Origin of the sequence: Micromonospora wenchangensis, from assembly GCF_002210435.1 — a bacterium.
Classification (GTDB): Bacteria; Actinomycetota; Actinomycetes; order Mycobacteriales; family Micromonosporaceae; genus Micromonospora; species Micromonospora wenchangensis.
In genome coordinates, this window is sequence record NZ_MZMV01000039.1 from 27,700 (window position 1) to 52,898 (window position 25,199).

General features: G+C 72.8%; 26 protein-coding genes and 1 tRNA gene. 12 read left to right on the plus strand and 15 right to left on the minus strand.

Going from position 1 to position 25,199, the window contains the following annotated elements:
• Positions 1-281 precede the first annotated feature (281 nt).
• Positions 282-545 (minus strand): cell division protein CrgA, encoded by a 264-nt coding sequence (locus tag B5D80_RS21515; RefSeq protein ID WP_088645721.1) that lies wholly within the window; start codon positions 543-545, stop codon positions 282-284.
• A gap of 227 nt (positions 546-772) precedes the next feature.
• On the opposite strand from B5D80_RS21515, the gene B5D80_RS21520 reads away from it, so the two are divergent.
• Genes B5D80_RS21520 through B5D80_RS21535 form a run of 4 tightly spaced genes read left to right on the plus strand, consistent with a single transcriptional unit; the run spans position 773 to position 3,699 of the window.
• Entirely contained in the window at positions 773-1,579 is an 807-nt protein-coding gene (locus B5D80_RS21520) for a DUF881 domain-containing protein (protein WP_088645722.1), read from the plus strand.
• Positions 1,576-2,763 (plus strand): class E sortase, encoded by a 1,188-nt coding sequence (locus B5D80_RS21525; protein ID WP_088645723.1) that lies wholly within the window; start codon positions 1,576-1,578, stop codon positions 2,761-2,763. Before B5D80_RS21520 ends, B5D80_RS21525 begins: the two co-directional genes overlap by 4 nt.
• 2 nt (positions 2,764-2,765) lie before the next feature.
• On the plus strand, positions 2,766-3,044 hold the full coding sequence (locus B5D80_RS21530; RefSeq protein WP_088645724.1) for a hypothetical protein: 279 nt from the start codon (positions 2,766-2,768) through the stop codon (positions 3,042-3,044).
• A 4-nt stretch (positions 3,045-3,048) separates the two neighbouring features.
• On the plus strand, positions 3,049-3,699 hold the full coding sequence (locus B5D80_RS21535) for an aminodeoxychorismate/anthranilate synthase component II (protein WP_088645725.1): 651 nt from the start codon (positions 3,049-3,051) through the stop codon (positions 3,697-3,699).
• Positions 3,700-3,768: 69 nt separating this feature from the next.
• On the opposite strand, the gene pknB is transcribed toward B5D80_RS21535, so the two are convergent.
• Genes pknB through B5D80_RS21570 form a run of 7 tightly spaced genes read right to left on the minus strand, consistent with a single transcriptional unit; the run spans position 3,769 to position 12,786 of the window.
• Positions 3,769-5,574, minus strand: coding sequence for a Stk1 family PASTA domain-containing Ser/Thr kinase (gene pknB / locus B5D80_RS21540; RefSeq protein WP_088645726.1), 1,806 nt, complete (start codon positions 5,572-5,574; stop codon positions 3,769-3,771).
• The gene (locus B5D80_RS21545) at positions 5,571-7,052 is read right to left on the minus strand and encodes a serine/threonine-protein kinase (protein ID WP_088645761.1); all 1,482 of its coding nucleotides are present in this window, start codon (positions 7,050-7,052) and stop codon (positions 5,571-5,573) included. Before B5D80_RS21545 ends, pknB begins: the two co-directional genes overlap by 4 nt.
• 1 nt (position 7,053) lies before the next feature.
• Positions 7,054-8,559: a peptidoglycan D,D-transpeptidase FtsI family protein gene (locus tag B5D80_RS21550; RefSeq protein WP_088645727.1), complete on the minus strand. Its 1,506-nt coding sequence runs from the start codon at positions 8,557-8,559 to the stop codon at positions 7,054-7,056.
• A complete protein-coding gene (locus B5D80_RS21555) occupies positions 8,556-10,046 on the minus strand; it encodes an FtsW/RodA/SpoVE family cell cycle protein (RefSeq protein WP_088645728.1) in 1,491 nt (496 codons plus the stop codon). Before B5D80_RS21555 ends, B5D80_RS21550 begins: the two co-directional genes overlap by 4 nt.
• Positions 10,047-10,075: 29 nt before the next feature.
• Positions 10,076-11,500, minus strand: a complete 1,425-nt coding sequence (locus B5D80_RS21560) for a PP2C family protein-serine/threonine phosphatase (RefSeq protein ID WP_088645729.1) — start codon at positions 11,498-11,500, stop codon at positions 10,076-10,078.
• Positions 11,497-11,985, minus strand: coding sequence for an FHA domain-containing protein FhaB/FipA (locus tag B5D80_RS21565; protein ID WP_088645730.1), 489 nt, complete (start codon positions 11,983-11,985; stop codon positions 11,497-11,499). Before B5D80_RS21565 ends, B5D80_RS21560 begins: the two co-directional genes overlap by 4 nt.
• Positions 11,986-11,991: 6 nt before the next feature.
• Positions 11,992-12,786 carry an FHA domain-containing protein gene (locus B5D80_RS21570; protein WP_088645731.1) on the minus strand — a complete coding sequence of 265 codons (795 nt, stop codon included), beginning with the start codon at positions 12,784-12,786 and terminating at the stop codon, positions 11,992-11,994.
• Between the two features lie 229 nt (positions 12,787-13,015).
• Here B5D80_RS21570 and B5D80_RS21575 point away from each other — a divergent pair.
• The 4 genes from B5D80_RS21575 (at position 13,016) to B5D80_RS21590 (ending at position 15,869) form a co-directional block, all read left to right on the plus strand.
• Positions 13,016-13,101: transfer RNA gene (locus tag B5D80_RS21575), tRNA-Leu, on the plus strand.
• A gap of 64 nt (positions 13,102-13,165) precedes the next feature.
• On the plus strand, positions 13,166-14,287 hold the full coding sequence (locus B5D80_RS21580; protein ID WP_211291600.1) for an NAD-dependent epimerase/dehydratase family protein: 1,122 nt from the start codon (positions 13,166-13,168) through the stop codon (positions 14,285-14,287).
• Complete coding sequence (locus B5D80_RS21585; protein WP_088645762.1) at positions 14,284-15,090, plus strand: WecB/TagA/CpsF family glycosyltransferase; 807 nt, start codon at positions 14,284-14,286, stop codon at positions 15,088-15,090. Before B5D80_RS21580 ends, B5D80_RS21585 begins: the two co-directional genes overlap by 4 nt.
• Before the next feature lie 158 nt (positions 15,091-15,248).
• On the plus strand, positions 15,249-15,869 hold the full coding sequence (locus B5D80_RS21590) for a hypothetical protein (RefSeq protein ID WP_088645733.1): 621 nt from the start codon (positions 15,249-15,251) through the stop codon (positions 15,867-15,869).
• On the opposite strand, the gene B5D80_RS21595 is transcribed toward B5D80_RS21590, so the two are convergent.
• From B5D80_RS21595 to B5D80_RS21605, 3 genes are all read right to left on the minus strand, one after another.
• Complete coding sequence (locus tag B5D80_RS21595; protein ID WP_088645734.1) at positions 15,837-16,238, minus strand: hypothetical protein; 402 nt, start codon at positions 16,236-16,238, stop codon at positions 15,837-15,839. The two genes, B5D80_RS21590 and B5D80_RS21595, sit on opposite strands and share 33 nt — an antisense overlap.
• 151 nt (positions 16,239-16,389) lie before the next feature.
• Complete coding sequence (locus B5D80_RS21600) at positions 16,390-16,611, minus strand: DUF397 domain-containing protein (protein ID WP_088645735.1); 222 nt, start codon at positions 16,609-16,611, stop codon at positions 16,390-16,392.
• Positions 16,581-17,462 carry a helix-turn-helix domain-containing protein gene (locus B5D80_RS21605; protein WP_088645736.1) on the minus strand — a complete coding sequence of 294 codons (882 nt, stop codon included), beginning with the start codon at positions 17,460-17,462 and terminating at the stop codon, positions 16,581-16,583. Before B5D80_RS21605 ends, B5D80_RS21600 begins: the two co-directional genes overlap by 31 nt.
• A 638-nt stretch (positions 17,463-18,100) precedes the next feature.
• On the opposite strand from B5D80_RS21605, the gene B5D80_RS21610 reads away from it, so the two are divergent.
• Together B5D80_RS21610 and B5D80_RS21615 are read left to right on the plus strand one after the other, a co-directional pair.
• Positions 18,101-18,385 carry a hypothetical protein gene (locus B5D80_RS21610; protein WP_088645737.1) on the plus strand — a complete coding sequence of 95 codons (285 nt, stop codon included), beginning with the start codon at positions 18,101-18,103 and terminating at the stop codon, positions 18,383-18,385.
• A gap of 108 nt (positions 18,386-18,493) precedes the next feature.
• Positions 18,494-19,063 (plus strand): hypothetical protein, encoded by a 570-nt coding sequence (locus B5D80_RS21615; protein WP_088645763.1) that lies wholly within the window; start codon positions 18,494-18,496, stop codon positions 19,061-19,063.
• Between the two features lie 28 nt (positions 19,064-19,091).
• Here B5D80_RS21615 and B5D80_RS21620 read toward each other — a convergent pair whose 3' ends face one another.
• Both B5D80_RS21620 and B5D80_RS21625 read right to left on the minus strand, forming a co-directional pair.
• Positions 19,092-19,892: a PASTA domain-containing protein gene (locus tag B5D80_RS21620; protein WP_088645738.1), complete on the minus strand. Its 801-nt coding sequence runs from the start codon at positions 19,890-19,892 to the stop codon at positions 19,092-19,094.
• A gap of 145 nt (positions 19,893-20,037) precedes the next feature.
• A complete protein-coding gene (locus tag B5D80_RS21625) occupies positions 20,038-20,718 on the minus strand; it encodes a PASTA domain-containing protein (protein WP_088645739.1) in 681 nt (226 codons plus the stop codon).
• 114 nt (positions 20,719-20,832) lie between these two features.
• Here B5D80_RS21625 and B5D80_RS21630 point away from each other — a divergent pair, with 114 nt between their 5' ends.
• Positions 20,833-22,194 (plus strand): hypothetical protein, encoded by a 1,362-nt coding sequence (locus B5D80_RS21630; protein WP_144081731.1) that lies wholly within the window; start codon positions 20,833-20,835, stop codon positions 22,192-22,194.
• Positions 22,195-22,249: 55 nt separating this feature from the next.
• Here the strand turns inward: B5D80_RS21630 and B5D80_RS21635 are convergent, their stop codons facing one another.
• Positions 22,250-23,728, minus strand: coding sequence for a glutamate-cysteine ligase family protein (locus B5D80_RS21635; protein WP_088645741.1), 1,479 nt, complete (start codon positions 23,726-23,728; stop codon positions 22,250-22,252).
• 233 nt (positions 23,729-23,961) lie between these two features.
• The gene (locus B5D80_RS21640; RefSeq protein ID WP_088645742.1) at positions 23,962-24,540 is read right to left on the minus strand and encodes a YceI family protein; all 579 of its coding nucleotides are present in this window, start codon (positions 24,538-24,540) and stop codon (positions 23,962-23,964) included.
• A gap of 101 nt (positions 24,541-24,641) precedes the next feature.
• On the opposite strand from B5D80_RS21640, the gene B5D80_RS21645 reads away from it, so the two are divergent.
• Positions 24,642-25,148 carry a MarR family winged helix-turn-helix transcriptional regulator gene (locus B5D80_RS21645; RefSeq protein ID WP_088645743.1) on the plus strand — a complete coding sequence of 169 codons (507 nt, stop codon included), beginning with the start codon at positions 24,642-24,644 and terminating at the stop codon, positions 25,146-25,148.
• Positions 25,149-25,199 lie beyond the last annotated feature (51 nt).

Here is a 25,199-nt window from a genome sequence, read left to right on the forward strand (position 1 = left end):
GCCTCCCGGTCTGCTGCCTGTCGAGCGGCTCGGCGACCGGGGGCCGGCTCAGGGGGTGGCCGGCGTGACGCCGCCGCACCCCCGACCGGACCGGTCGATGACCTCGCTCCGCTCGGTCATGCAGTGCAGCCTACGCGAAAGTTACCCAACGGTAACGTGAGTCTTCTCGCACCAGGCCACGCCGCCCTGCGGACACCATAGGGCTCCCGACGACGAAGCGCCGGGCTGGGGCCGTCCGGGGTGACCTGGGACGTGTCGCGGAACGCGCCGGAGCGCCGCGCTCAACGCCAGCGGGAGAGCAGGATCAGCGAACCCACCATCGCGCCGAACCCGACCGCGAGGTTCCAGTAGCCCCACGAGGCGACCGGGTACTCCTGCTCGGAGAGGTAGTAGACCACCAGCCAGCCGATGCCGCCGACGATAAACGCGACAGCGGTCGCCGGCAGCCACACCGGGCTAGGCTTGCGCGTCGCCGCCGTCGTCGTCGGACGGACGTCCGTCGGCGGGGTGTACACCTTCTTCTTACGGACCTGAGACTTGGGCACGACGCTCTCCAGAGGGGTGACGACCTCGTCCGGCCTGACAACCGGGCGCGGGGGCGACGGTCCATGGCCAATAATGTTCGACAGCTAGCGTAGTCCGGAAGGCCGCTCCAGGCCATGAATGGGGTCGATCCGGTGCACGCGGTGACCGGATCGGGCGGGTCGGCGCGACGCCGGTGACCGCCCCGGAGAGTGACGGGCGTCACCACATGACGGGAGAGGAACGCTCGGTGGAGTACACATCCGGTGCGGCGTCCTGGCAGAAGGCCATGCGCCGGGCGGTCGCCGCCTTCCTGCCACGCCGCCCCCGGCAGCGCCGGCCGGGCTGGTCGATCGGCGTGCCGCTGATCGCCGCCGCGGCCGGTCTGCTCTTCACCACCACGGCCACCACCGCCGGCGGCACCGCCCTACGCGAGGACCGCCGGCCCCAGCTCACCCAGCTCATCGAGGACCGCCGGGAACAGGTGGCCGCCAGCGAACTCCGGGCCGCCCGGCTGCGCGCCGACGTGGAGGGCGAGACCGCCGCCCTGGCCGACACCGACCAACCGATCAAGGAGCAGCGCGACCGGGCCCAGGGGCTCCAGCAGGCGGCCGGGTTCACCGCGCTCGCCGGGCCCGGGGTGACAGTCGAACTGAACGACGCCCCCCGGCGCAGCGACGGCACCCTGCCCAAGGGGGCCACCAACGACGACCTGGTCGTCCACCAGGGTGACGTGCAGGCGGTGGTCAACGCGCTGTGGGCCGGAGGTGCGGAGGCCATGTCCATCATGAACGTCCGCGTGCTCTCCACCAGCGCGGTACGCTGCGTCGGTAACACCCTGCTGCTGCACGGCCGGGTGTACTCGCCACCATTCAAGATCGTAGCAATCGGCGATCCCGCTGCCCTCCAGCAGGCCCTCGCCGGCTCTCAGGGAGTCGGGTTGTTCAAGCAGGCGGTCGACCACTACCAGCTCGGTTACTCCGAGCACGTCGGCTCCGTCACCGTGCCCGCGTTCGAGGACTCGACGGCGCTGCGATCGGCGACGGTGCCGCGATGACCCGGCAGGGCGGGGACCCGCGCCGCGGCGACCAGCACGACGGGCCGACCGCCTTCCTCCCCACGGTCGACCGGTCCACAGCGCCCGCGGCCACCCGCCCGGAACCCGCCCACCCGCAGCCCGCCGGCCCCTGGCCCGCGCCGGTGCTGCCCACCCGCCAACCGCCGCCCGCCTGGCCGGGCCGCCCCACCGGGCCGACGCCCGACGGCCGGCAGCAGCCGTCAGGTGGGCCCGGACGCCCCGCCCCGCCCGTGCCCACCGGTCAGCAGCCGGACCGCACCGTCGACCCGGCGGCGACGGCGCTGCTCCCGGTGCTGCCGGCCCGACCGACCGCTCCGGCGATGGACTCCACCGCGCTGATGGGCGCGGTGCCACCCGCCCCCGAGCCGGACGGGTCCGGCGACCCCGTCCCGCCCCCGCCACCGCCCCGCCGCGGGGAACGGGTGGTGCAGCTACGCCCGGAGCAGACCGGGGAGGGCTACAAGAGCGTCTACTCGGAGCTGACCCGGCCCACCTTCGCCTCCCGGCTACGCACCGGCGTCCGGGTCAGCGGCGAGGTGCTGATCACCTTCGGCCTGGTGGTGCTCCTCTTCGCCGGGTACGAGATCTGGGGCAAGTCCGCCCTGGTCGACGCCCACCAGAGCAAGCTCAACCAGCAACTCGCCCAGGCCTGGGGCCCGACCGGCGACCCCACGGTCAGCCCCGGCCCGACCAAGGCGGTCGCCCCGGCCGAGGGCAAGCCGATCGCCGGGCTCTACATCCCCAGCCTCGACAAGAACTGGGTGGTCGTCGAGGGCGTCACCCAGGAGGACATCCGGTACGCCCCGGGCCACTACCCGAAGAGCGCGCTCCCCGGCGAGGTGGGCAACTTCTCCGTCGCCGGGCACCGCAACCGGGCCACCTTCTGGCGGCTTGACGAGCTGAAGTCCGGCGACGCGATCCTCCTGGAGGGCAAGCAGGACTGGTACGTCTACAAGGTGTACCAGTCCCGGATCGTCCGCCCCGACCAGGTCGAGGTGGTCGCCCCGGTGCCCGGCGAGCCGAACGCGAAACCCACCCGCAAGCTGCTCACCCTCACCACCTGCAACCCGAAGTTCGACAACTACCAGCGGCTGATCGTCCACGCCGAGCTCGACCGTACGCAGCCCAAGTCGCAGGGTCCGCCGCCGGAGCTGAGGGGCTGACGATGTACTCCTGGATCTGGCGCAAGCTGCCCTTCGGGCTGCCCGGCAAGCTGGTCGGCTCGGTGCTGCTCGCCACCGCGACGGTGGCGCTGCTGTGGTACGTGGTGTTCCCCTGGGCCGAGCCGCTGCTGCCCTTCGACGACGTGCAGGTCACCCAGGACTCCGGCAACCCGGGCGGTGACTCCGCCGTCGACCCGGACGCGCCGGCCGGCGACGGGCACGACCTGCCGTACGACACCGACCGGAACAACACCCCGCCCGCCCCCTCCCCAAGCCGGTGAGCCCATGCGCGTCCTCGTGATCGACAACTACGACTCCTTCGTCTTCAACCTCGTGCAGTACCTCGGCCAGCTCGGGGTGGAGTGCGAGGTCCGGCGCAACGACGAGATCGACGTCGCCGAGGTCGGCCGGGTCGGCGCGGCCGGCATCCTGCTCTCGCCGGGGCCGGGCAGTCCGGACCGCGCCGGCATCTGCCTCGACGTCATCCACCGGTACGCCGGCGAGCTGCCGATCTTCGGCGTCTGCCTGGGGCACCAGGCGATCGGGGAGGCGTTCGGCGGCACCGTCACCCGGGCCCCCGAGCTGCTGCACGGCAAGACCTCCGAGGTGCGGCACCACTCGGTCGGGGTGCTGGCCGGCCTGCCCGACCCGTTCACCGCCACCCGCTACCACTCGCTGGCGGTGTTGCCCGAGACGCTGCCCGACGAGTTGGAGGTCACCGGCTGGACGGCCTCCGGCGTGGTGATGGCGATGCGGCACCGGACGCTGCCGATCGAGGGGGTGCAGTTCCACCCGGAGTCGGTGCTCACCGAGGGCGGCCACCTGATGCTGGCCAACTGGGTCGCCGCCTGCGGCCACCCGGAGGCCCTGGAACGCGCCCCGGAGCTGGCCGCCGAGGTCGACGCCCGCCGCCGGGCCGCCTTCGCCACCCTCTGACGGGCCGCCCGCCGGTTCATCACCCGGCCCGGTCCCGGCGGACCGGGCCCGGCAGGGCGGGGGTACGGGTCAGTCGTCGTCGCTGCGGAACGGCGGGGTGGGCAGCGGGAACCCGCCCCCCGTGCCGTCACCGGGCGGGGTGGTGGTCGGCACCGGCGTGGTCGGCGTCGGCGGCGTCGGCGACTCGGTCACCTCCGGCACGCTCACCACGATGGTGACCGTGCTCCCCTTGGCCTTCTTGGTGCCGGCCTTCGGGTTCTGGCTCTGCACCTTGCCGGCCTCGTCCGCCGGCACCTCCGAACCGAGTTCCGGGTTGACCTTGAACCCGGCGTTCTGCAGGGTCCGGGTGGCCTCCGCCTGGCTGAGGTCCTTGACGTCCGGCACCTCCCGGACGTTGCCCCGGGAGACGGTGAGGGTCACCTCGGTGCCCTCCGGCACCTTCTCGCCCTCGGGCGGGGACACGTCGAGGACGATGTCCTCGCTCTCCTCGCTGTCCTTCGTCACCACCTTGACCCTGAACTTTTCGTCCTTGAGCCGGGTCTCGGCGCTCTCGACCTTGCTGCCCTTGAGGCCGTTGGGGATGCTGACCTCGGGCTTGCCGCCGCAGAGGCTCACCGTCACCTGGCCGTTCTCCTCCAGCGCGGTGCCGGCCGGCGGGTCCTGCCTGACCACCGTGCCCACCTTGCAGGTGCTGTCGAAGACCTGGTCGCCGGTCGCCGGCACCAAGCCGGAATTGCGGATCTCGGCGAACGCGACGTCCTGCGTCTTGCCCGCCAGGTTGGGCACCGGGCTCTTCTTCGGCTCCTGACCGTTCATCAGCAGCGCCGCGACCAGGGCGATCACCGCCAGGACGCCGACCGCCGCGAACGCCGCGATCACCCAGGCCGAACTCTTGCGCCGCTGCGGGTCGCCGACCCGGGCCGGGATCTGCCGGGTCTGCTGGCCGACCACCTGCGTCGGGTAGCCGCTCGCCGCCGCGGCCATCGGGGTCGTCTCGTCCTGGCTCAGGACGGGGGTGGCCATCACCGGTCGGCCGGCGGCGGCGCGGAGCAGGTCGGCCCGCATCTCACCGGCGCTCTGGTAGCGGTTGAGCGGGTTCTTCGACAGCGCCTTGAGCACGATCGCGTCGATCGCCGGGGTGACGTCCGGGTTGATGTCGCTCGGCGTCGGCGGGGCCTCCCGCACGTGCTGGTACGCCACGCTGACCGGGCTGTCGCCGACGAACGGCGGGTGGCCGCAGACCAGCTCGAACAGCACGCAGCCGGCGGCGTACACGTCGGAGCGGGCGTCGACCGCCTCGCCGCGCGCCTGCTCGGGGGAGAGGTACTGGGCCGTGCCGATCACCGCGCTGGTCTGCGTCATCGTGGTGGCGCCGCTGGCCAGCGCGCGGGCGATGCCGAAGTCCATCACCTTGACCTGGCCGGTCTGGGTCAGCATCACGTTGCCGGGCTTGATGTCCCGGTGGATGATCCCGTGCCGGTGGCTGAACTCCAGGGCCGCGCACATGTCGGCGCAGATCTCCAGCGCCCGGCGCGGCTGGAGCCGCCCCTCGACGCCGAGGACCTCCTTGAGGGTCCGCCCGTTCACGAACTCCATCACGATGAACGGGAGGGTCTCCCCGGTCGGGGCGGTCTCCTCACCGGTGTCGTAGACGGCGACGATCGCCGGGTGGTTCAGCGAGGCGGCGTTCTGCGCCTCCCGCCGGAACCGCATCTGGAAGGTCGCGTCCCGGGCCAGGTCCGTCCGGAGCATCTTGATCGCGACGTCCCGACCGAGCCGGAGGTCCCGACCGCGGTGCACCTCGGCCATGCCGCCGTAACCGAGCAGCTCGCCGACCTGGTACCTGCCACCGAGCAGGCGGGCCTGGGCTGTCATCGCGTTCGTCGTCCTTCGCTCGTCGTCGTCTCGCCGGCACCCGGTCCGAGCCGTACCACCCGACGGTACGACGTCCCGGCCGGATCGTCGCGTCCGAGGGCACTCAGCGCGCCGGACGTCGTACCCGGCGCACCGGGGTCGGTGGCCAGGTTGCCCTGCCGGCTCGCGTACGCGAGCACACCCGAGCAGACCAGCACCAGCACCGCCAGCAGGATCGCCAGGGTCACCATGCCGGACCGTGAACGGGCAGGTGGAGCGGGGGGCGGGAGGGGCTGTCGGGCGTACACGGGCCGGTCGGCACGTAGCTGGGCGGGCGGCACGGAGGCCGCCCCCCGGGGCTGCTGCGGGTAGGGCCGGGTCATCGGGGTGGCCTGGACCGGCGGACGCTGCGGGGTCACCGGCGGCGGCTGCGGGTGCCGGGCCGCGACCGGCGGCCGGGCCTGCCCACCCATCGGCGGCCGGGCCTGCTGCCCACCGACCGGGGGCCGGGCCTGGCCGCTCACCGCGGGCCGGTGCGGGTGCACCGGCACGCCGGGCTGCTGCCGGGGTACGGCGGGCACCTGGGCGCGGGCCATCGGGCCGGCCGGGGACGCCGGCGCCCCGGAGACCGGGCCACCGGAGACCGGGCCGGGGTGTCCGCCACCGGCGCGGGCCTGCTGGGAGAGGGCCTGCTTGGCCTGCCGGGCGACGGAGGCCAGGGCGGCCGCGCTCGGCCAGCGGTGGCCGGGCTCCTTGGCCATCGCCCGCTCCACGATCGCCTTGACCTGGGGCGGGATGTCCCCGGGCAGCGGCCGGGGAGTGTCCCGCACGTGCTTCATCGCGATTTCGAGCGGGTTGTCACCCTCGAAGGGCCGCCGGCCGGCGAGGCACTGGTAGGCCACCACACCGAGCGCGTAGACGTCGGAGGCGGGCGTGGCGACCGCGCCGGTGGCCTGCTCGGGGGAGATGTACGAGGCGGTGCCGAGCACCGACCCGGCGGCGGTGAGCTGGCCGACCAGCTCGGACCGGGCGATGCCGAAGTCGGTGAGCACCAGCGTGCCGTTCGGCCGGACGAGCAGGTTGCCCGGCTTGACGTCGCGGTGCACGATGCCCTTCTCGTGGGCGGCGTGCAGGGCGTCGGCGGCCTGGGCGAGCAGGGCCATCGTCCGGGCCGGGGTGAGCCGGCCGACCCGGCTGAGCGTCGCCGACAGGGCGTCACCCTCGACGTACTCCATCACCAGGAAGGCGATCTGCTGGTCGCTGCCGAAGTCGTAGACGTCGACCACGCCGGGGTGGTTGATGGTGGCCATGGTGCGCGCCTCGCCGCGGAAGCGTTCGGCGAAGCCGGGCTCGTCGAGCAGCGCCGGGAGCAGGCTCTTCACCGCCACCGTACGGCCCAGCACCTGGTCGGTGCCGCGCCACACGTCGCCCATGCCGCCGCTGGCGATCCGCTCGTCGAGACGGTAGCGGTTGCCGAGCTGCACCCCGGGGCTGAGCATGTCAGCGGCCCCCCGCATCGGCGATGGCCGCCTGCATGATCTTGCCACCGATCCGGGCCGCCTCGGCGCTGCCGCCGCTGCCGGCCTGCTCCAGCTCCACGCAGACGGCGGAGACGGCGTTGCCGTTCTTGTCCAGCGCGAAGCCGATGAACCAGCCGTGGTCGGGGCGGTCCGGCGCGGACTGGGCGGTGCCGGTCTTGCCGCCGACGGTGTAGCCGTCGATGGCGGCGGAGCTGCCGGTGCCGTTCTTCACCACGCTGACCATCATGTCCCGCAGGTCGTCGGCGACCTGGCCGCTGACCGGCTGGCGCAACTCCCGGGGCTGGGCGTTGTAGTAGCTGGTGGTGCGGTCCGGCCCGAGGAGCTGCTTGACCAGGTAGGGGCGCATCTGCCGGCCCTTGTTGGCGACCGAGCCGGCGATCAGCGCCCCCTGGAGCGGGGTCATCCGGACGTTGTTCTGGCCGATCGAGGACTGCGCCAGCGCGGCCGGGTCGGTGCCGCCGTCGGGGTTCTGCATGTCGCCGGTCCGGCTGGCCGCCACCGGCAGGCCACCCTCGCCGAGCTGACCGACGAAGAGGTCGTCCTGCTCGAAGCCGAACTGCCGGGCCTTCTCCTTCACCGTGTCCGCGCCGAGCCGGACGCCGAGCTGGGCGAAGCCGGTGTTGCACGACTCGGTGACCGCGTCGATCAGGGTGACCTGCGCCTCCGGGCAGATCGACGGGGCGGCGTTGCGGATCGGCGTGCCCGAGGTCGGCGGGGTCCAGCTCGCCCCGGCCGGGATCTCGGTGTCCTTGCCGACCCCGTTCTCCAGTGCGGCGGCGGCGATCACGATCTTGAAGGTGGAGCCGGGCGGCAGGACCTCCGACAGGGCCCGGTTCTTCAGCGGGCCGTCCGGGTCCTGCTCGTACTTGTTGTAGGCCGCCGAAGCCACGTTGGTGTCGTGGTCGACCAGCGGGTTCGGGTCGAAGCTGGGCATCGAGACCAGCGCCTGCACCGCACCGGTACGCGGGTCGATGGCGATCGCCGCGCCCTTCTTCACCCCGTTGCGGTTGTTACGCAACTGCTCGTAGGCGGTGTCCTGGGCCCGCTTGGAGATGCTCAGCAGCACGTTGCCGCCGCCACTCTCGTCGCCGGTGAACATGTCCTTGATCCGGTTGCCGAGCAGGGCGTCGCTGGTGCCGGCGAGGAAGTCGTTCTCCAGCCGTTCGATGCCGGTGTCGGCCAGGTTGACCGGCTTGTAGCCGAGCACGTGCGCGTACTTCGTCCCCGCCGGGTAGCTGCGCTGGAACCGCAGCTTGCCGCCGGTCTCCTTGCTGGTGGCCACGGCGGTGCCGCCGGCCTCGATGTTGCCCCGACGGCGCTCGTACTCGGCCACCTGGACCCGACCGTTGTAGTCGCTGTTGCGGTATTCGTCCGCCTTGTAGGCCTGGATCCAGTTGAGGTTGGCGAAGAGCAGCCCGAACAGGACCATGACGACGACGCCGACGCGGCGCAGGGGCGCGTTCACGGGCGGATCACCTCCGTGGGAGCACCGTGCAGCTGTTCCGGCGGCCCGCCACCGGGTCGGCCCGCCGGGCCGCCGCCCTGGGCCACCGGCCGCCGGGCGGCGTCGGAGATGCGCAGCAGCACCGCGATGAGCAGCCAGTTCGCCATCAACGACGAACCACCTGCGGACAGGAACGGGGTGGTCTGACCGGTCAGCGGGATGAGCTTGCTGATCCCGCCGACGATCACGAAGACCTGGAGCCCCAGCGTGAAGGCGAGACCACCGGCGACCAGCTTGCCGAACGAGTCCCGCACCGCAAGCCCGGCCCGCAGCCCCCGTTCGACGATGAGCAGGTAGACCACCAGCAGCGCGGTCAGCCCGAACAGGCCGATCTCCTCGCCGATGCCGGCGAAGATGAAGTCGTTCTGCACCTCGGGGATCTCCAGCGGCTCCCCGGCACCCGGGCCGGAGCCGAACAGGCCACCGCTGCCCAGGCCGAGCAGGCCCTGCACCAGCTGGTAGCCCCGGTCGTACGGCTCGGCGAACGGGTCGAGCCAGATCTCGGCCCGGGTGTAGAAGTTGGCGAACGGGCCACCCACCGTGCCGCCCAGCACGTACGCGAGGTAGGCGCCGCCGAAGAACAGGACCAGACCGATCAGCAGCCAACTGACCCGTTCGGTGGCGATGTAGAGGGTCACCACGAACATGCCGAAGTAGAGCAGCGAGGTGCCGAGGTCCTTCTCGAAGACCAGGACCAGCAGACTGATCATCCACACCCCGAGCACCGGCCCGAGATCCCGGCCGCGCGGGAAGTCGATGCCGAGGATGCGGCGGCTGGCCAGCGACAGCACCTCACGCTTGCGGACCAGGTAGTAGGCGAAGAAGACCAGCAGCGCCAGCTTGGCGAACTCACCGGGCTGGATGCTGAACCCACCCACCCTGATCCACAGCTTCGCGCCGTTGATCTCGGAGAACCGGCCGGGCAGCACCGCCGGGATCATCACCAGCACGATGCCGGCCAGCCCCAGCGTGTACGCGTACCGGGAGACCGCCCGGTGGTCACGCATCAGCACCAGCAGACCGGCCGCGAGGACCACCGCGGCCAGCGTCCAGGCGAGCTGCCGCCCGCCGGTGCCGGCGAAGATGGCCAGCGTCTCCCGGTCGGCCGGGGCGGCCTTGCCGAGATCGAGCCGGCGCAGGAAGCCCACCCCGATGCCGTTGAGCAGGGCGACCGCCGGCAGCAGGGCCGGATCGGCGAACGGCGCGAGCCACCGGATCACCAGGTGCATGCCGAGGAAGACCAGCCCGAGCGCGGCGGCCGGCATCCAGAAGTCGCGGGTGACGGTGTCGAGCAGGTTCGCCTCGACGATCGCCCCGTACGCGGCCACGAGCACCATCGCCAGCACCAGCAGGGACAGTTCGGCGTTACGCCGGGACCGCGCCAGACGTACGCCGGGCCGCTCGCCCGTCGTGACGGGCGAGACTACCGGGTGGGCCGCTGCGGTCAAGGAGGTGTCCCTCGGTTCTCAGCCGACGGTCACTCGGGCGACCGGCAGCCCGCCGGGTCTCCGGCCGGCGGAACCGCGTCGGAGGCCGAGGCGTCGGGTGTGGTGGGCGGCGTGGGGGTGCCGGTGACACCCGGGACCCTGGTCACGCCGGGGCTGGGTGAGCCTGGGACGGCCGGCGCCGACGAGTTCGCCGGCACGGGTGAGCCGGTGATCAGCGACGGTACCGGCGGGCAGACCGGCTTCAGGTTCGGGTTGGTCGGGTCGTCGCTGGTCAGCTCGGCCAGCCGGCGCAGCGCGTCCGGTCGGCTCTTGGCCTGGATGCCCTGCTTGACCTGCTCCTGGGCGGCCAGGGTGAGGTCGTCGAGCTTGGCCTGGCTGGTCGAGTGCACGCTGGACAGGTCGAGGCCGGCCACCTGGCCGGGGACCCCGCGGAACACCGCGAGCTGCCCGCTGTCGGTCGCCCCGACGTAGTACTGCCGCTGGGTGTAGCTCCAGCCGGCGAAGAGGCCGCCACCGAGGATGACCAGCAGGGCCGCCAGCATCGCCGCGGTACGCAGCGGCCGGCGCGGGCGCTCCGGGTCGTCGTCCCGGTTGGCCGCCGGTTCCTCCGGTGCGGGCGGGCGCGGCGCGGACAGCGCCGACGCGCGGGCGGCCGGGGTCGAGTCGTCGGCGGCGGTGGCCATGCCCCGGTCCCGGGCCGCGGCCCCGCCGACGATCGGGCTCGCCTCGACGATGTCCTGGTCGGTGGCGTCCGCGATGATCACGGTGATGTTGTCCGGGCCGCCGCCGCGCAGGGCGAGCTGCACCAGCCGCTCGACGCACTGCTGCGGGTCGGTGTACTCGCGGAGGCTGTCGCCGATGGTCTCCGCGCTGACCACGCCGGAGAGGCCGTCGCTGCAGATCAGGTAGCGGTCCCCGGGCAGCACCTGCCGGACGCTGTACTCCGGGTCGATGTCCCGGCCGTCGAGGGCGCGGGTGAGCAGCGAGCGCTGGGGGTGGCTGCTCGCCTCCTCCGCGCTGATCCGTCCCTCGTCGACGAGCATCTGGACGTAGGTGTCGTCCTTGGTGATCTGGGAGAACTCGCCGTTGCGCAGGAGGTAGGCCCGCGAGTCGCCGATGTGGACCATGCCGAGCTTGCTGCCCGAGAAGAGGGTCGCGGTGAGCGTGGTGCCCATCCCCTCCAGCTGCGGGTTGGCGTCCACCGTGTCGCGGAGCTGCTGGTTGGCGGTGCCCACGGCCGATCGCAGCGCGTCGACGAGCGCGTCCCCCGGGACGTCCTCGTCGAGCGGCGCCATGGCACCGATGACGATGTTGCTGGCGACGTCACCGGCGGCCATGCCGCCCATGCCGTCGGCGACGGCGAGGAGCCGCGGCCCGGCGTAGACGGAGTCCTGGTTTCCGTCTCGGATCAGACCGCGGTCGCTGTGGGCCGCATAGCGCAGGGTCAGAGTCATGGCCGTAATTCGAGAGAGGTGCGGCCGATACGGATCGGCACGCCGAGGGGGACGGGGGTTGGTCCGGTGACCTTAGCGCGATCGAGGTACGTGCCGTTAGTCGAACCGAGATCCTCGACGAACCACTGCCCGTCCCGGGGCACCAACCGGGCGTGCCGGGCGGAGGCGTAGTCATCGGTGATGACGAGGGTGGAGTCCTCGGCCCGGCCGATCGTGATCTGCGCTTCGCCGAGGGTGATCCGGGTGCCGGCGAGCTGGCCGGCGGTGACCACCAGCTGGTGGGCCGCCCGACCCCGCTTCACCTTCGCCGGCTTCGCCGCCTGCTGCTGGGTGGAGGCCCCGACCGCGCGCGGCGCGGCCACCAGCCGCCCCGACCGGGCGCCCGCGAAGAGATCCCGACGGATGACACCGACCACCGTGAACACGAAGATCCACAGCAGGATGAGGAACCCGAACCGGGCGACGGTGATGACGAGTTCCGGCAAGGCGGGTCAGCCGTCCACGCGGAAGGTCAGCGTCGTGGTGCCGAGCTGGATCATGTCGCCCGGGTTCAGGGCGACGGCCGAGACCCGCTGGCCGTTGACCATGGTGCCGTTGGTCGACCCGAGGTCGGTCAGCACCACCTGGCCGCCGTCGAAGTCCAGCCGGGCGTGCCGCCGGGAGATCCCGACGTCGGGCAGGCGCAGGTTGGCCTGGTCGCCCCGGCCGATCACGGTCGAGCCCATCTGCAACGGGTAGGTGCGGCCGTCGCCGGAGACCAGCCGGACGTTGCGGGCGCCGCCGCCGTGGCCGGGCGGCGGGCCGTAGCCGCCCCCCTGGTCGTACGACGGGTAGGCCGGCGGGCCGGGGTCGTAGCCGCCCGGGGAGGAGACCGGAGCGACCTCGCCGCCGGTGTAGACCTCGGCGGTGACCCGGAACATGCCGGTGTCCAGCCCCTCGCCGCGCTCGACCTCGACGATCACGTCGCCGTAGACCGTCCACGCCTGCTCGCCGATGAACTCCGCCTGCGACTGGGCCAGCTCCTGGGCCAGGGCGGCGGCGTACGGCGCCAACCGGCTGTGGTCGTACGGGGAGAGATCGATCACGTAGCGGTTCGGCACCAGGGTGCGGCCACCAGCGAGGATGGCCTTGTGCGCCTCGGCCTCCCGCTGCATGGCGTTGAGGATCTCCACGGGGTGGACCACCCCTTTGAAGACCTTGGCGAAGGCCCCTTCTACCAGGCCTTCCAGACGCTTCTCGAAGCGTTGCAGCACGCTCACCGGCTCCTCCTCGGGTCCCGAGGACATGATGGTATCTGGACGGCGCGCATGCAGCTCGCGCGCCGCTCGGCCACCGCGCGGCGGCCCGTTCGGAGCGGCCCTCCGGACCGTGCTACTCTTTCGTCCGCCACGAAGGGTGACCGCTCGTAGGAACGGTAACCGGTCGAGGCGAGACCGCAGGACCCGGTAGGATGTTCCGGGCCCGCCGGAGACGGCGGGTTCGACGCGAACTACCGAGGTTCGAGGGTCGTGCCACGGGGATGTGGCGGAATGGCAGACGCGCACGGTTCAGGTCCGTGTGTCCGAAAGGACGTGGGGGTTCAACTCCCCCCATCCCCACCACCAGACGAGGGCTCCGCAGACGCGGGGCCCTCACTTCGTATCGGGGCGTACCGGACGTCAGGCTATGCTCCGATGGTTTTTTCCAGCCTCCTACCTTGACCAGGAGTGTCGTGTGAGTGTCGCGTTGGTGACCGGGTCGGGCGGTCTGATCGGTTCCGAGGCGGTCCGGCACTTCGCCGGGCTCGGCCTGGACGTGGTCGGCATCGACAACGACATGCGGCAGGAGTTCTTCGGCGCCGAGGCCTCGACCGCGTGGAACGTCCGGCGGCTGACCGACGAGCTGGGGTCGGCGTACGCGCACCACAGCATCGACATCCGCGACCGGGACACCCTCGGCAAGCTCTTCGCCAGGTACGGCCGGGACATCGCCGTGGTGATCCACACCGCGGCCCAGCCGTCGCACGACTGGGCGGTGCGGGACCCGTTCACCGACTTCGACGTCAACGCCGTCGGCACCCTCAACATCCTGCAGAACGTGCGGGAGCACTGCATCGGCGCGCCGCTGATCCACTGCTCGACCAACAAGGTCTACGGCGACCGGCCCAACAGCCTGCCGCTGGTGGAGCAGGAGACCCGGTGGGAGATCGAGCCGGGGCACCCGTACGAGCAGGGCATCCGCGAGGACATGTCGATCGACGCCTGCCTGCACTCGGTCTTCGGGGCCTCCAAGGTCGCCGCCGACGTGATGGTGCAGGAGTACGGCCGCTACTTCGACATGCGGACCGCCTGCTTCCGGGGCGGCACGCTGACCGGCCCCGCGCACTCGGCGACCGAGCTGCACGGCTTCCTCGGGTACGTGATGCGGGCCAACATGGAACGCCGCACCTACAAGATCTTCGGGTACCAGGGCAAGCAGGTGCGCGACGCCATCCACAGCTCGGACGTGGTGTCGGCGTTCGAGGCGTTCTTCCGGGAGCCGCGCTCGGCGGCGGTCTACAACCTGGGCGGCGGCCGGCACTCCAACACCTCCAACCGGGAGGCGTTCGCCCTGGCCGAGGAGATCACCGGCCAGGAGATGATCACCGAGTACGTCGACGCGAACCGGATCGGCGACCACAAGTGGTGGATCGGCTCGAACGAGGCGTTCCAGGCCGACTACCCGGGTTGGAAGCAGGTCTACGACGTACCCATGATCATGCGGGAGATCTACCAGGCCAACGTCGACAAGTGGGTGCCGGGAGCATGACCGGGCAGGGTAAGCGGAACGTCCTCGGCGTCCTGGTCGACGCCACCGACTACGCCTCGGCGACCGAGCAGGTGGTCGCGGCGGCCCGGGACCGCCGGCCGCTGGCGCTGACCGCGCTGGCCGTGCACGGGGTGATGACCGGGGTGCTCGACCCGGCGCACAACGCCCGGCTCAACTCCTTCGACGTGGTCACCCCGGACGGCCAGCCGGTGCGCTGGGCGCTCAACCTGCTGCACCACGCCGGCCTGGCCGACCGGGTCTACGGCCCGACGCTGACCCTGCACGTGCTGCGCCGCTTCGCCGACGAGGGCCTTCCGGTCTACCTGTACGGCTCGACCGAGGAGACGCTGGCGAAGCTCATCCCGGCGCTGGAGCGGATGTTCCCGGCCCTGAAGATCGCCGGGGTGGAGCCGTCGAAGTTCCGCGCCGTGCAGCCGGGCGAGGACGTCGAGATCGCCGACCGGATCCGGGCCAGCGGCGCCCGGCTCGTCCTGGTCGGCCTGGGCTGCCCCCGCCAGGAGGTCTTCACGTACGCGATGCGGCCCCTGCTGGACATGCCGCTGATGGCCGTCGGCGCGGCCTTCGACTACCACGCCGGCCTGCTCCGGCAGCCGCCGCCGTGGATGCAGCGGGCCGGCCTGGAGTGGTTCTGGCGGCTCGGGCTGGAGCCGAAGCGGCTCTGGCGGCGGTACGTCATCCTCAACCCGGCCTACCTGACCCGCCTCGCCGGTCAGAAGACCGGACTGTGGAAGGCCCGGCCGCCGGCTCCGGCCACCGAACGGCCGGCCACCTTCGCGGTCTGATCCGTCCACCCCGGACGACCGGCCGGTACGACGACCCGGTCGGTCCCGTGCCGCTGGGCCGACCGGCCGGGACCCGGCCACCCCTACGGGATGCTCCGGGGTGGGAACAGGGGCTCGTCCCGGATTCGCCGCCCGCCGTTGTGGGCAAGGCTGTGTCCATGGATGGGCATCTCATCGTGCTGCTGTCGATCGCCGCCGTCTGGCTCGCCGCCGGCGTCGTGGCGGACGGCCTACCCCGGCTGGACCGGGCCCGCGCCCTGCGACGGCGTGCCGGATGGCTGCTCGCCCTCTCCGTCGCCGGGCTCGCCCTGACCGCGACGGTGCTGGCCGCCGGCACGATCAGCGGCGGGGACACCCCGGTCGACCGGGCCGCCGGGCAGCTCCCGCTGGTGGCCGTGCCCGCGCTCGCGGTGGCCGCCTGCACGGTGCGCCGGGTCCGCCGGCTGCGGGCCGGGGCGGGCGCGTTCACCGCCGCGCCGGAGACCCCCGCGCCGTACGGCCTGCGGGCCGCCGCCGGGCACCCGCTGATCGGGCTGCCCGTGCAGGTGACCGCGCTGGCCACCCTGCCGGGCCTGTTGCGGGCCGGCGGGCTCGACCTGAGCGCCGGCAACGGGGTGACCGGGGTGGCGCTCACCGTCGGCGGGTTGGCCGTCCTGGCCATCGGGGTGCGCCACGGACTGCGGCACAACCGGCTCGCCGAGCGGACCCTGCCGGGCGCCCGCCCGGCGCTGGCCGGGCTGCCCGCCTCATCGGCTGCGGCCGGCTCCCTGCACGTATAGCAGTTCCAGGATCGCCCGGGTCGCCTCGAACCACCGGTCCAGCCAGCCCGGCGGCGGGACGCTGCCCTTCGGCGGCAGCTCCAGCAGCAGGCCGCGCAGCAACGGGTGGTCGACCAGCGACTCGGGGGGTTCCGTCGGCCAGCCGGCCGGCGGGAACGACGGTTCGGTGAGCGGGTTCGGGTCGAGCGAGGGCAGTGACAGTGGCGAGCCGGCCTGCTCGGGTGCGGGGCTGCCGTCGCGGCCCAGTTCGGTGTCGGCGGCGCCGACCTCGGTGAGCACCGTGTCGCGGCGTGCGCCGCGGTACTTCCCGCCGAACCGTTCGGTCTTGCCGGGACCGTTGGTGAGGTTGTCTGAGCCGATCGTCGTCATCTGTGTATCGCCTGCCTCGCTCGGTTGCCGCCACCTGCGGCGGATCGTCGACCAGCGCCGTACCGAGGGGTTCAACGACCCGGGGCGGAAGTGGCGACGGGCCGGCCGGGGAGTCCCCGACCGGCCCGCGGTCAACGCCACGCTGCGTTGGTCAGTGTTGGCCGAACGCGCCGTTCCGAGCGTCGGCGACGAAGGCGTTCCATTCCCCGGGGGCGAATACGAGGGCGGGACCTGTCTTGTCCTTCGAGTCCCGTACCCCGACCGCCCCGATCACGTAAGCCACCTCGACGCAGTTGTCACAGTTCGGCCCGCTTCTTGAGCTCTTGAACCAGGTTGCCTGCGTCAGGTCCTCGGGGAACCTCTTGGTCGCCATTTCCACAACGGCTCCTCTGCCAGTTCTGCGATGTGTGCTATGGACTCCTCCGGTCGCCTGGCCGCTGCTCGAATGTGATCGAAGATGAAGCTGTACTTCTGTAGCTCGTCGCTCTTCTCCAGGAAGAGCCCACCCGTGGCGTTCTCCGCGTACACGACATCCGGATCAACCGATTCGGGGAAGCTGAGAATGGTGAAGGTCCCGTCCATGCCGGCGTGCGCTCCCACCTCGAAGGGCAGGACCTGCAACGTCACGTTCGGCAGTTCGGCCACCTCCACCAGCCGCCTGAGCTGGTTACGCATCACCGCGTCACCGCCCACCGGCCGACTCAACACCGCCTCATCGAGCACCACCCACAGATCGACCGGATCGTCCTGGGTCAACAACGACTGACGGCCCAGTCGGACACGCACCCGTTGTTGCACCTGGTCGGCGGTGAAGTCCGGACGGGCCGCCTGGATCATCGCGCTGGCGTACTCCTCGGTCTCCAGCAGACCGGGCACGACCTGCTGTTCGTACGCGCGGATGGAGCCGGCCGCCGCCTCCAGGCCGACGTACGCCCCGACGAGCACGGTGCTGTACGGGTGCCACCACCCCTTCTGCCGCGCCTCGCGGGCGATCTGCACCAGCTCCTCGCTCTCCACGCCCACCACGCCGTAGATGCGGAGCATGTCCCGCACGTCGCGGGGCGTGGCAGAGGTGTGGCCGGTCTCGATCCGCGAGATCTTGGAGGCGGAACACTCCAGCTGCTCGGCGACGGCCTCTATGGTGATGCCGGCACCGTCGCGCAGGCGGCGCAGCTCGGCCCCGAGCCGACGACGCCGGATGGTGGGGCTCCGCCGTTCGCTCATCGCATCGCCCCAGGTGCCGATGACGGGGGAAGCTGGTGCCTCGCGCTCACCCGGTTACCTCCGGTCGATCGCGCCTTCGTCCACACCCGCCGGGGGCGCGTCCGACGGGCGGCGGGCGATCGTTCGCGGCAAGGGGTGGAACCGGTCGTCGACCGGCCGCGTCGGGCGGAACCGGGTCCAGTGTGCCGCTCCGGAGTCGGCGTGATCAAGCGCCCGGTTCACGTGTCGCCCTCACGTATCGGCAAAAGTCGACGTGCAACTTGCATCCCGCATCACACTGATGCACTCTGTCCGTATGGTTCGAGTCACTCACCGTTTTCGGTCGATTTCCCGGTGTGATCAACGCCCCGGGCTCGCCCGGCCGGGTGGGTGCCCCGGGCCGCAGGAGTCCACGAGACCTGCCCCGGGTTGATGACCCCGCCGCTGCACGCCCGAAGGCTGCGGCGGCGGGAGCGGTAACACCCGAGAGCAGCCGGGTGAGGGCCGGGTGGCGCGATCCACCACCAGCGGGTACGCCCCTGGCCACCACCACATCGAGCACCGGCCCGCGAGGCACAACCCCGTCGCCGGAAACGCATCCGTCCCCGTTCCGCACCGGTCGGCCCCGCGACGCCGGCCATATCCTCCCAGGAGCCCATGTGCTTCCCCGCTCCGGTGACGTTCTGCACGTGACCCGCGCCGCCAGTGTGCAGTTCCTCCGACCGATCACCTTCCGGGTGATCCGGGTGCTCGACTGGCCGACGTACGACGGCTGGCTCTGGCTCGACGGCTACCAGCTCAACGCCGCGGGCGACGCGGTCAGTCGCCGCTCGATCTTCGTCCAGCGGGCCGGGCTGACCCAGCTCCGGGCCGCGGCCGTGCCGCGTCAGCACACCGCGCGGTCGCGCCGGCCGGTCAACCGCGCGCCGATCGCGGTGGGCTGACCTCCCGATTACCCGGCCGGAGGGCGTGCCGCCGCCATAGAATCGGTACGCCCACCCCGGCGAACGTCTCCACCCCGCGCGTATCCGGCCCCTGAACCTGGGATGGCCATGGTCTATCTGCCCGCCGCGCGGCGGCACCACAGGTCCCGCCTCCGACCCGCCTTCGGGCTGCTGGTCCTGATCGGCGCGGTCCTCACCCTCGTGGTGGTGACCCGCTACCCGGCCGAGTCGGCCACCCGGCTCGCCGAGCCGGTGCCGGCCCCCGAGATCACCGTGGCCGAGCCCGCCGACGCCCCGACCGGTGACCCCGACGGTACGCAGCCCGACCCGGCACCGCCCGCCGACAGGCGCGCCCGCACCCCGGTCTGGGCCGAGAACCCGGCCGGGGACGGTCTGCGGGCCGAGGGCGACCTGCCGGCCGGGGACGACGCCTCGACCGGCGGCGACCCGACGACCGGGAACGACCCGGCGGCCGGGCCCGGTGGGGACGCCGGGGCCGGTCCGGGGGCCGCACAGTCCGGGGTCGGCGGTGGCGGTGCGTCCGCGCTCGCCGAGCCCCGACAGCCGTCGGACGACCGGCAGACAGTCGCCCGCTCCCTCTTCTACTCCGGCCTGCTCGGGCTGGCCATCTCCCTGGCCGGCCTGGGCCTGGTGGGGACCAGACGCCGGATGTGGTGAGCCGGGCCGGCGCAGCGCCCCGGCTCCGTCACCCGGTCGGGGTGGCGGTGCCCGACGGCGACGCCGACGGCTCGGCGGCCACCACCAGGGTCACCTCGTCGCCCGGCAGCACCCGCTGACCGGCCTCCGGATCGGTGGACAGGACGGTGCCGGGCGGTCGGTCCGACTCCCGCGTCTGCACCCGGGAGGACAACCCGAGCCGCCCCAGCAGGGCCTCCGCCGTCTCCTGGGACAGCCCGACCAGCGGCGGCACCGCGATCGCCGCCGGCCCGGTCGACGGCGCGGTGGTCGGTGGGGTCGTCGGCGGCCGGGTGGTCGGTGGGGTGGTGGGTGGTGCGGTGGTCGGAGCGGCACCCGTCGTCGGCACGGCCGTCGGCGGTGGGGTCGGTGTCCCGTCCGACGGGGAGTCCACCGCCCGCAGGGCCAGCCAGACCCCCACCCCGACCAGCCCCAGCAGGACGAGCCCGAGCACGCCCAGCAGAATCGGCGTCCACCAGCGTCGGCCGCGCTGCTCCTCGGCGTACCACTCGGCCGGCTCCCGGGGATCGACCGCCCGGGGCGGTGGCACCCCGGCCCGGCCGGACCAGACCGGCGTACCGGCCGGCTCGGGCCGGGTCGTCCCGTCGGCCGGCGGCAGCGGGCGGGTCGCGTCCACCGGCTCCTGCCGGGCGGTGGCGTCGACCGGGGGCGGCCCACCCGCCGGGGGCCGGTCAGCCGGCAGTGGCGCGGTCCGGTCCGCAGCCGGCAGCCGGCCGGTCGCGTCGTCGGGTGGTCGGGGCAGCGGGCGCGTCGCGTCGTCGGCGGGCGGGTCCTGGCGGTCGTCGCTCATCGCACGTCCTCTCGCCACCTGGCGGACGGCGGGCGCTCGACCCACCGGGTACGGCCCGAGGCCCGCCAGGCGGTCGTGGCCCTCGGCCCCACCACGGTAACGGCCGGGGCCGGCATCCACCCGTACCGGCGCGGCGATCCGCCGGTCAGCCCGTCGGCGTCGGCCCGGCGGTCGGCGTCGAGTCGTCACCGCAGGAGATGGCGACCTGGTCGTTCCAGTGCGCGGTCGCGTCCGCCGCCGGCACCTGGGCGGTGACCTCGCCACGGTTGCCTGTGGGATACCGGGGGAACAGGCCCACCTCGCCAAGTTCGTCGGCGGCGTCGTCGCAGTCCTCGCCGATCAGGTCCGGCACCTCGACCTCGGGTGCCGGCCCGCTGACCTCGACCCGCACGGTGGTGCCCGGCTTCACCGACGTGTCCTGGGCGGGCACGGTGCGGGTCACCGTCCGGCCCGAACCGGTGCCGAACACCAGCCGCCAGCCGAGCTTGCGGTCGTGCAGCGTGTCCCGCGCCTTCTCGAAGTCGAGCCCCACCAGCCGGGGCACGGTCAGCCCGCCACCGGTGGCGGCGGGTGGCGGGGGTGTGCTGGCCCGCGCGGTGGTCGGGCGGGCGGTGGTCGGCGCGTCGACCGGGGTGGACGGTCCGCTGGCCGCCGCTGCCGGGGTGGGGCCGGTCTCCGGGTCGCCCGGACCGGCCAGCACCCACCCGACGGTGCCTCCCACGGCGGCCAGCAGGACCGTCGCCAGGGCGCCGCCGAGCAGCACCGTGCCCCGGCCCGGCCGGCCCCGGTCCGCAGTGTCCTGTCCGGTGTACTCGTCGTCGTCCATGCCGCTCCCCCGCCTCCTCCCCGAAACGGTACCGGCCGCTGCCCAGCGGTCACCGGCCGTGCTCCGGCGCTCGTCCGACTCGCCGCCTCGACCAGGGGACGCTACAGTCCCGGCATGGCGGGACGGGGCTGGGGAGGATCGGTGCTCACCGCGCTGGGCGTCGCCGCCGGTGTGGGCGCAGCACAGCTGGGCTTCGGCTACGGCCTGGGCATCATCAACTGGACACCGACCGACGCCGGTGCCACCGAGCCGTCCTGGTTCGCCAGCCTCGCCTGGGCGACCTGGATCGCCGCCGTCTCCACCGTCGCCGGGGCGGTCTGCGCCCAGCGGCTGCACGAGCGGGGCGGGGACGCCGCCACCGGTGGCACCCTGCACCGGGTCACCCTCGCGGTGGCGGGCGCGGTCGGCGCGCTGATCACCGTACTGCTGGTCGCGGTGCCGTCGCGGGCCGCCTCCGTACCGGAGACCTTCTCGCCGCAGACCGTCGCGGCCGGGTACGCCGGGGTGGGTGTGCTGGTGGGGCTGGTGGCCGCGGTCTGGGCGCTGCACTCGCGGGCCGCCGCGACGAACGTGGTCGCCACCGTCGGCTGGCTCTGGCTGCTGGCCGTCGTCTCCGTCGTCGACGGGGTGCTCGCCGGCCGGGGACTGACCAGCGCACAGCTCGGCATCTGGCAGATCGCCCAGGACAGCCCCCGGTTCTGGTGGCGGGACCACCTCTACTGGCCGGGAGCGCTGCTCGCCCTGGGCTCGGCCCTGCTGATCGGCGCGTCGGCCGCCCGACGGGCCGCCCGGACGCCCGAGCTGCGGCTCGGTGCGGTGGTCTCCGGGGCCGCCGGGCCGCTGCTCGTCGCGGTCGCCTACTTCCTCGCCGTGCCCCGGCTGGCCACGATCTCCCCGGCCCAGGTCTCGGCCCACCTCGTCGCCCCGTACGCGGTCATCGTCGGCGCGGCCGGGTCGGTGCTGGTGGCCTCGCTCGCCCAGCGGTCCGAGCGACGGGCCGCCGCACGGACGACGCCGCCGGTGCCCCGTCCCCGTACCGGGGGACCTGACGACCTGCCGGCCGGCGTCGACCCGACCGCACCCTCCGAACCGGACGCCCCCGGTCGGGACACCGACCACCCGGGCCCCGTACCCGACACCTCGGACGTCGCTCCCGCACCGCCCGCCACCCCTGGCCCGGCGGACAGTCCGACCGGCCCGGGTGAGGATTCCCCGGCACCGGTGACGGCACCCGGTGGCGACTCCCGGCCCCCGGCCGTGGGCCGGGCCCGGCCGGTCCGCCGGGGTCGAAGCACCCCGCCGGCTCCGCCAGCCGGTGACGCCCAGCCCGGTGACACCCCCGTCGGTGGTGCGCCGGCCGGTCCGGTCACCGACCAACGCCCCGGGCCGGCGGACGGCGGACAGCAGGGGGTCGAGCACCCGCCGGCGGACCCGGGCCCGGTGCCCAAGCCACGCGCCGGACGCCGCACCCCCTGACGGTTCCCCGGTCGGTGGGCGGCCCCCGGCGTGCCGATCCCGCTCCCCGGGTGGCTCAGTCCACCGGCCAGGTGTGCACCGGCTCGTTGCTGCGCTGGAGTTCGGCGTACCGGTTGGCCATGTGGCGCAGCGCCGCGTCCCGGTCCAGGTTGCGGTGGCGCTGCGCCGCCCACACCGTCTCGGTCTGCCAGACCGCCCCGTTACGGCCGGTACGGCAGCGCTGCTCGATGATGCCGAGCAGGCGGTCCCGTTCGGCGGGGGCGACACCGAACCGGTCCAGCCCGGTGGCCGCCTTCGGCAGCAGGGTGTCGAGGACCAGCTTGGTGACCGGCACCTCGCCGAGCCGGGGCCAGTGCAGAATGGCGTCCATGCCCCGGCGGGCGGCGGCGTGGAAGTTCTCCTCGGCGGAGCTGAAGGTGAGCTGGCTCCAGATCGGCCGGTCGGACTCGGCCAGCCCGCGCGCCAGCCCGAAGTAGAAGGCGGCGTTGGCCAGCATGTCGACCACGGTCGGCCCGGCCGGCAGCACCCGGTTCTCCACCCGCAGGTGCGGACGGCCGTTCATGATGTCGTACACCGGGCGGTTCCAGCGGTAGACGGTGCCGTTGTGCAGCCGCAGCTCGGACAGTTGCGGGACGCCGCCGGCGTGCAGCACCTCGACCGGGTCCTCGTCGGCGCAGATCGGCAGCAGCGGCGGGAAGTACCTGACGTTCTCCTCGAACAGGTCGAAGATCGAGGTGATCCAGCGTTCACCGAACCACACCCGGGGGCGTACCCCCTGGGCCTTCAGCTCGTCCGGGCGGGTGTCGGTGGCCTGCTGGAACAGGGCGACCCGGGTTTCGGCCCAGAGCTGCCGGCCGTAGAGGAACGGCGAGTTCGCGCCCACGGCGACCTGGACGCCGGCGATGGCCTGGGAGGCGTTCCAGTAGTCGGCGAAGCTGTCCGGCGCGACCTGGAGGTGGAACTGGAGGCTGGTGCAGGCGGCCTCGGGGACGATCGAGTCGGTGTGCGTCCGCAGCCGCTCGACCCCCCTGATGTCCAGCTCGATGTCCTCACCCCGGGCACCGACGATCTGGTCGTTGAGCACCCGGTACCGCTCGTTGGTGGAGAGGTTGTCGGCCACCAGGTGCCGTTCGGTCAGGGTGGGCAGGATGCCGACCATGACGATCCGGGCGTCCGACTTGGCCGCCCGTTCGTCGGCCCGGTTGAGGCTGCTGCGCAGGTCGGTCTCGTAGTTGGCGAAGCCGGCCCCCTCGATGAGCCGGGGTGCCGCGTTCAGTTCCAGGTTGAACTGTCCCAGTTCGGTCTGGAAGAGCGGGTCGGCGATGGCGGCGAGGATCTCGTCGTTGCGCATCGCCGGTTCGGCGTCCGGGTCCATCAGGTTGAGTTCGATCTCCAGACCGGTCATCGGCCGGTCGGCGTCGAAGCCGAAGTCGTCGAGCATCAACGCGAAGACGTCCAGGCAGCGCCGCACCTTCTGCCGGTAGCGGACCCGGTCCTCCCGGGAGAACGCGCCCTGCTCGACGTCCCTACCCATGTTTCCTCCAGGCGTGAGACGCGCGGGGCGGTGACCGTCCCGGCGCGCAGTGTGAACCACCATAAGAGCGCCCACGCGCCGGGGCCAGTGCCCACCGGGTATGCGCTGTCCCGCTTCTCTACCCAGCGGCCGTCCACCAGCACCGGATGTCGCCGTCGCCGGGCAGTGACAATCCGCACGCGCAAACGCCGGGGCCCCCGCTCGCGGTGAGCGGAGGCCCCGGCGTGCCGGGCTCAGGCCTGCCGGATGGCCTCGCCCTCGATCTCGATCTTGATCTTCTTGCCGACCAGCACGCCACCGGTCTCCAGGGCGACGTTCCAGGTCAGGCCGAAGTCCTCGCGGTCGATCTCGGTGCTGGCGGTGAAGCCGAACACGTCGGTGCCGAACGGGGTGCGGCCGACGCCCTCGAACTCGACCTCCAGCTCGACCTGGCGGGTGACGCCCTTGATGGTCAGGTCGCCGAGCAGGACGAACTCGTTGCCGTCGTGGGACTTCACGGCGGTGCTGCGGTATTCCAGCGTCGGGAACTGCTCGACGTCGAGGAACTCGGGGCTGCGCAGGTGGCCGTCCCGGTCGGCCTGGGCGGTGTTGATGCTGGCCGCCTGGATGGTGGCGGTGACCGAGGACTGCAGCGGGTCCTCGGCGACGGTGATGGTGGCGGTGGCGTCGGCGAACTCGCCGCGTACCTTGCTGACCATCATGTGCCGGGCGACGAAGCCCACCCGCTTGTGCGCGGCGTCCAGCAGGTAGGTGCCGGCGGCGGGGATGGTGAGGCCGTCCCAGTCGCGGGTAACCGACTCGGTGCTGGTCATGTAACTGCCCTCCGGGGAAGATTGTTTAGTAGCCCAACGACTGCCTGAGCAACTATAACCGCAGCAATATTCCCCGTGTCAAGCACTGTTAGGATGGCCAGGTGGACGAGACTGTGTTCGACGACCCCCGGATCACCGCCGTCGGCCTCCTGGTCGAGGCGCACGCCGGGCTGACCGCCCGGTTCACCGCGCAGTACGAGGAGCACGGCGTCTCCGCGGTCGAGTTCGAGGTGCTGATGCGCCTGGCCCGCTCCCCCGGCAACCAACTGCGGATGACCGACCTTGCCGCCCAGACCTCCCTGTCCACCAGCGGCGTCACCCGGGTGGTGGACCGGATGGAGCGCGACGGGCTGCTGCGCCGCCGCGCCTGCCCGTCCGACCGGCGCAGCTCGTACGCCGTGGTCACCCCGGCCGGCATGCAGCGGCTGGACGAGACCCTGCCCGGCCACCTCCAGATCATCGAGCAGTGGTTCACCGGCCAGCTCGAACCGGACACCCTCGCCGCCATGCTGGACGGCCTGCGCCGGGTACGCGACGCCGTCCACCCGGGAGCGACCGCCGGCAGCACCGACCAGGCACCGACCGACGAGCCGCCGTCGCCCTGCTGACCGGGTGCCGGACGGACCGGCAGAAAAAGCGGCAGAACCCGTCGGACCCAA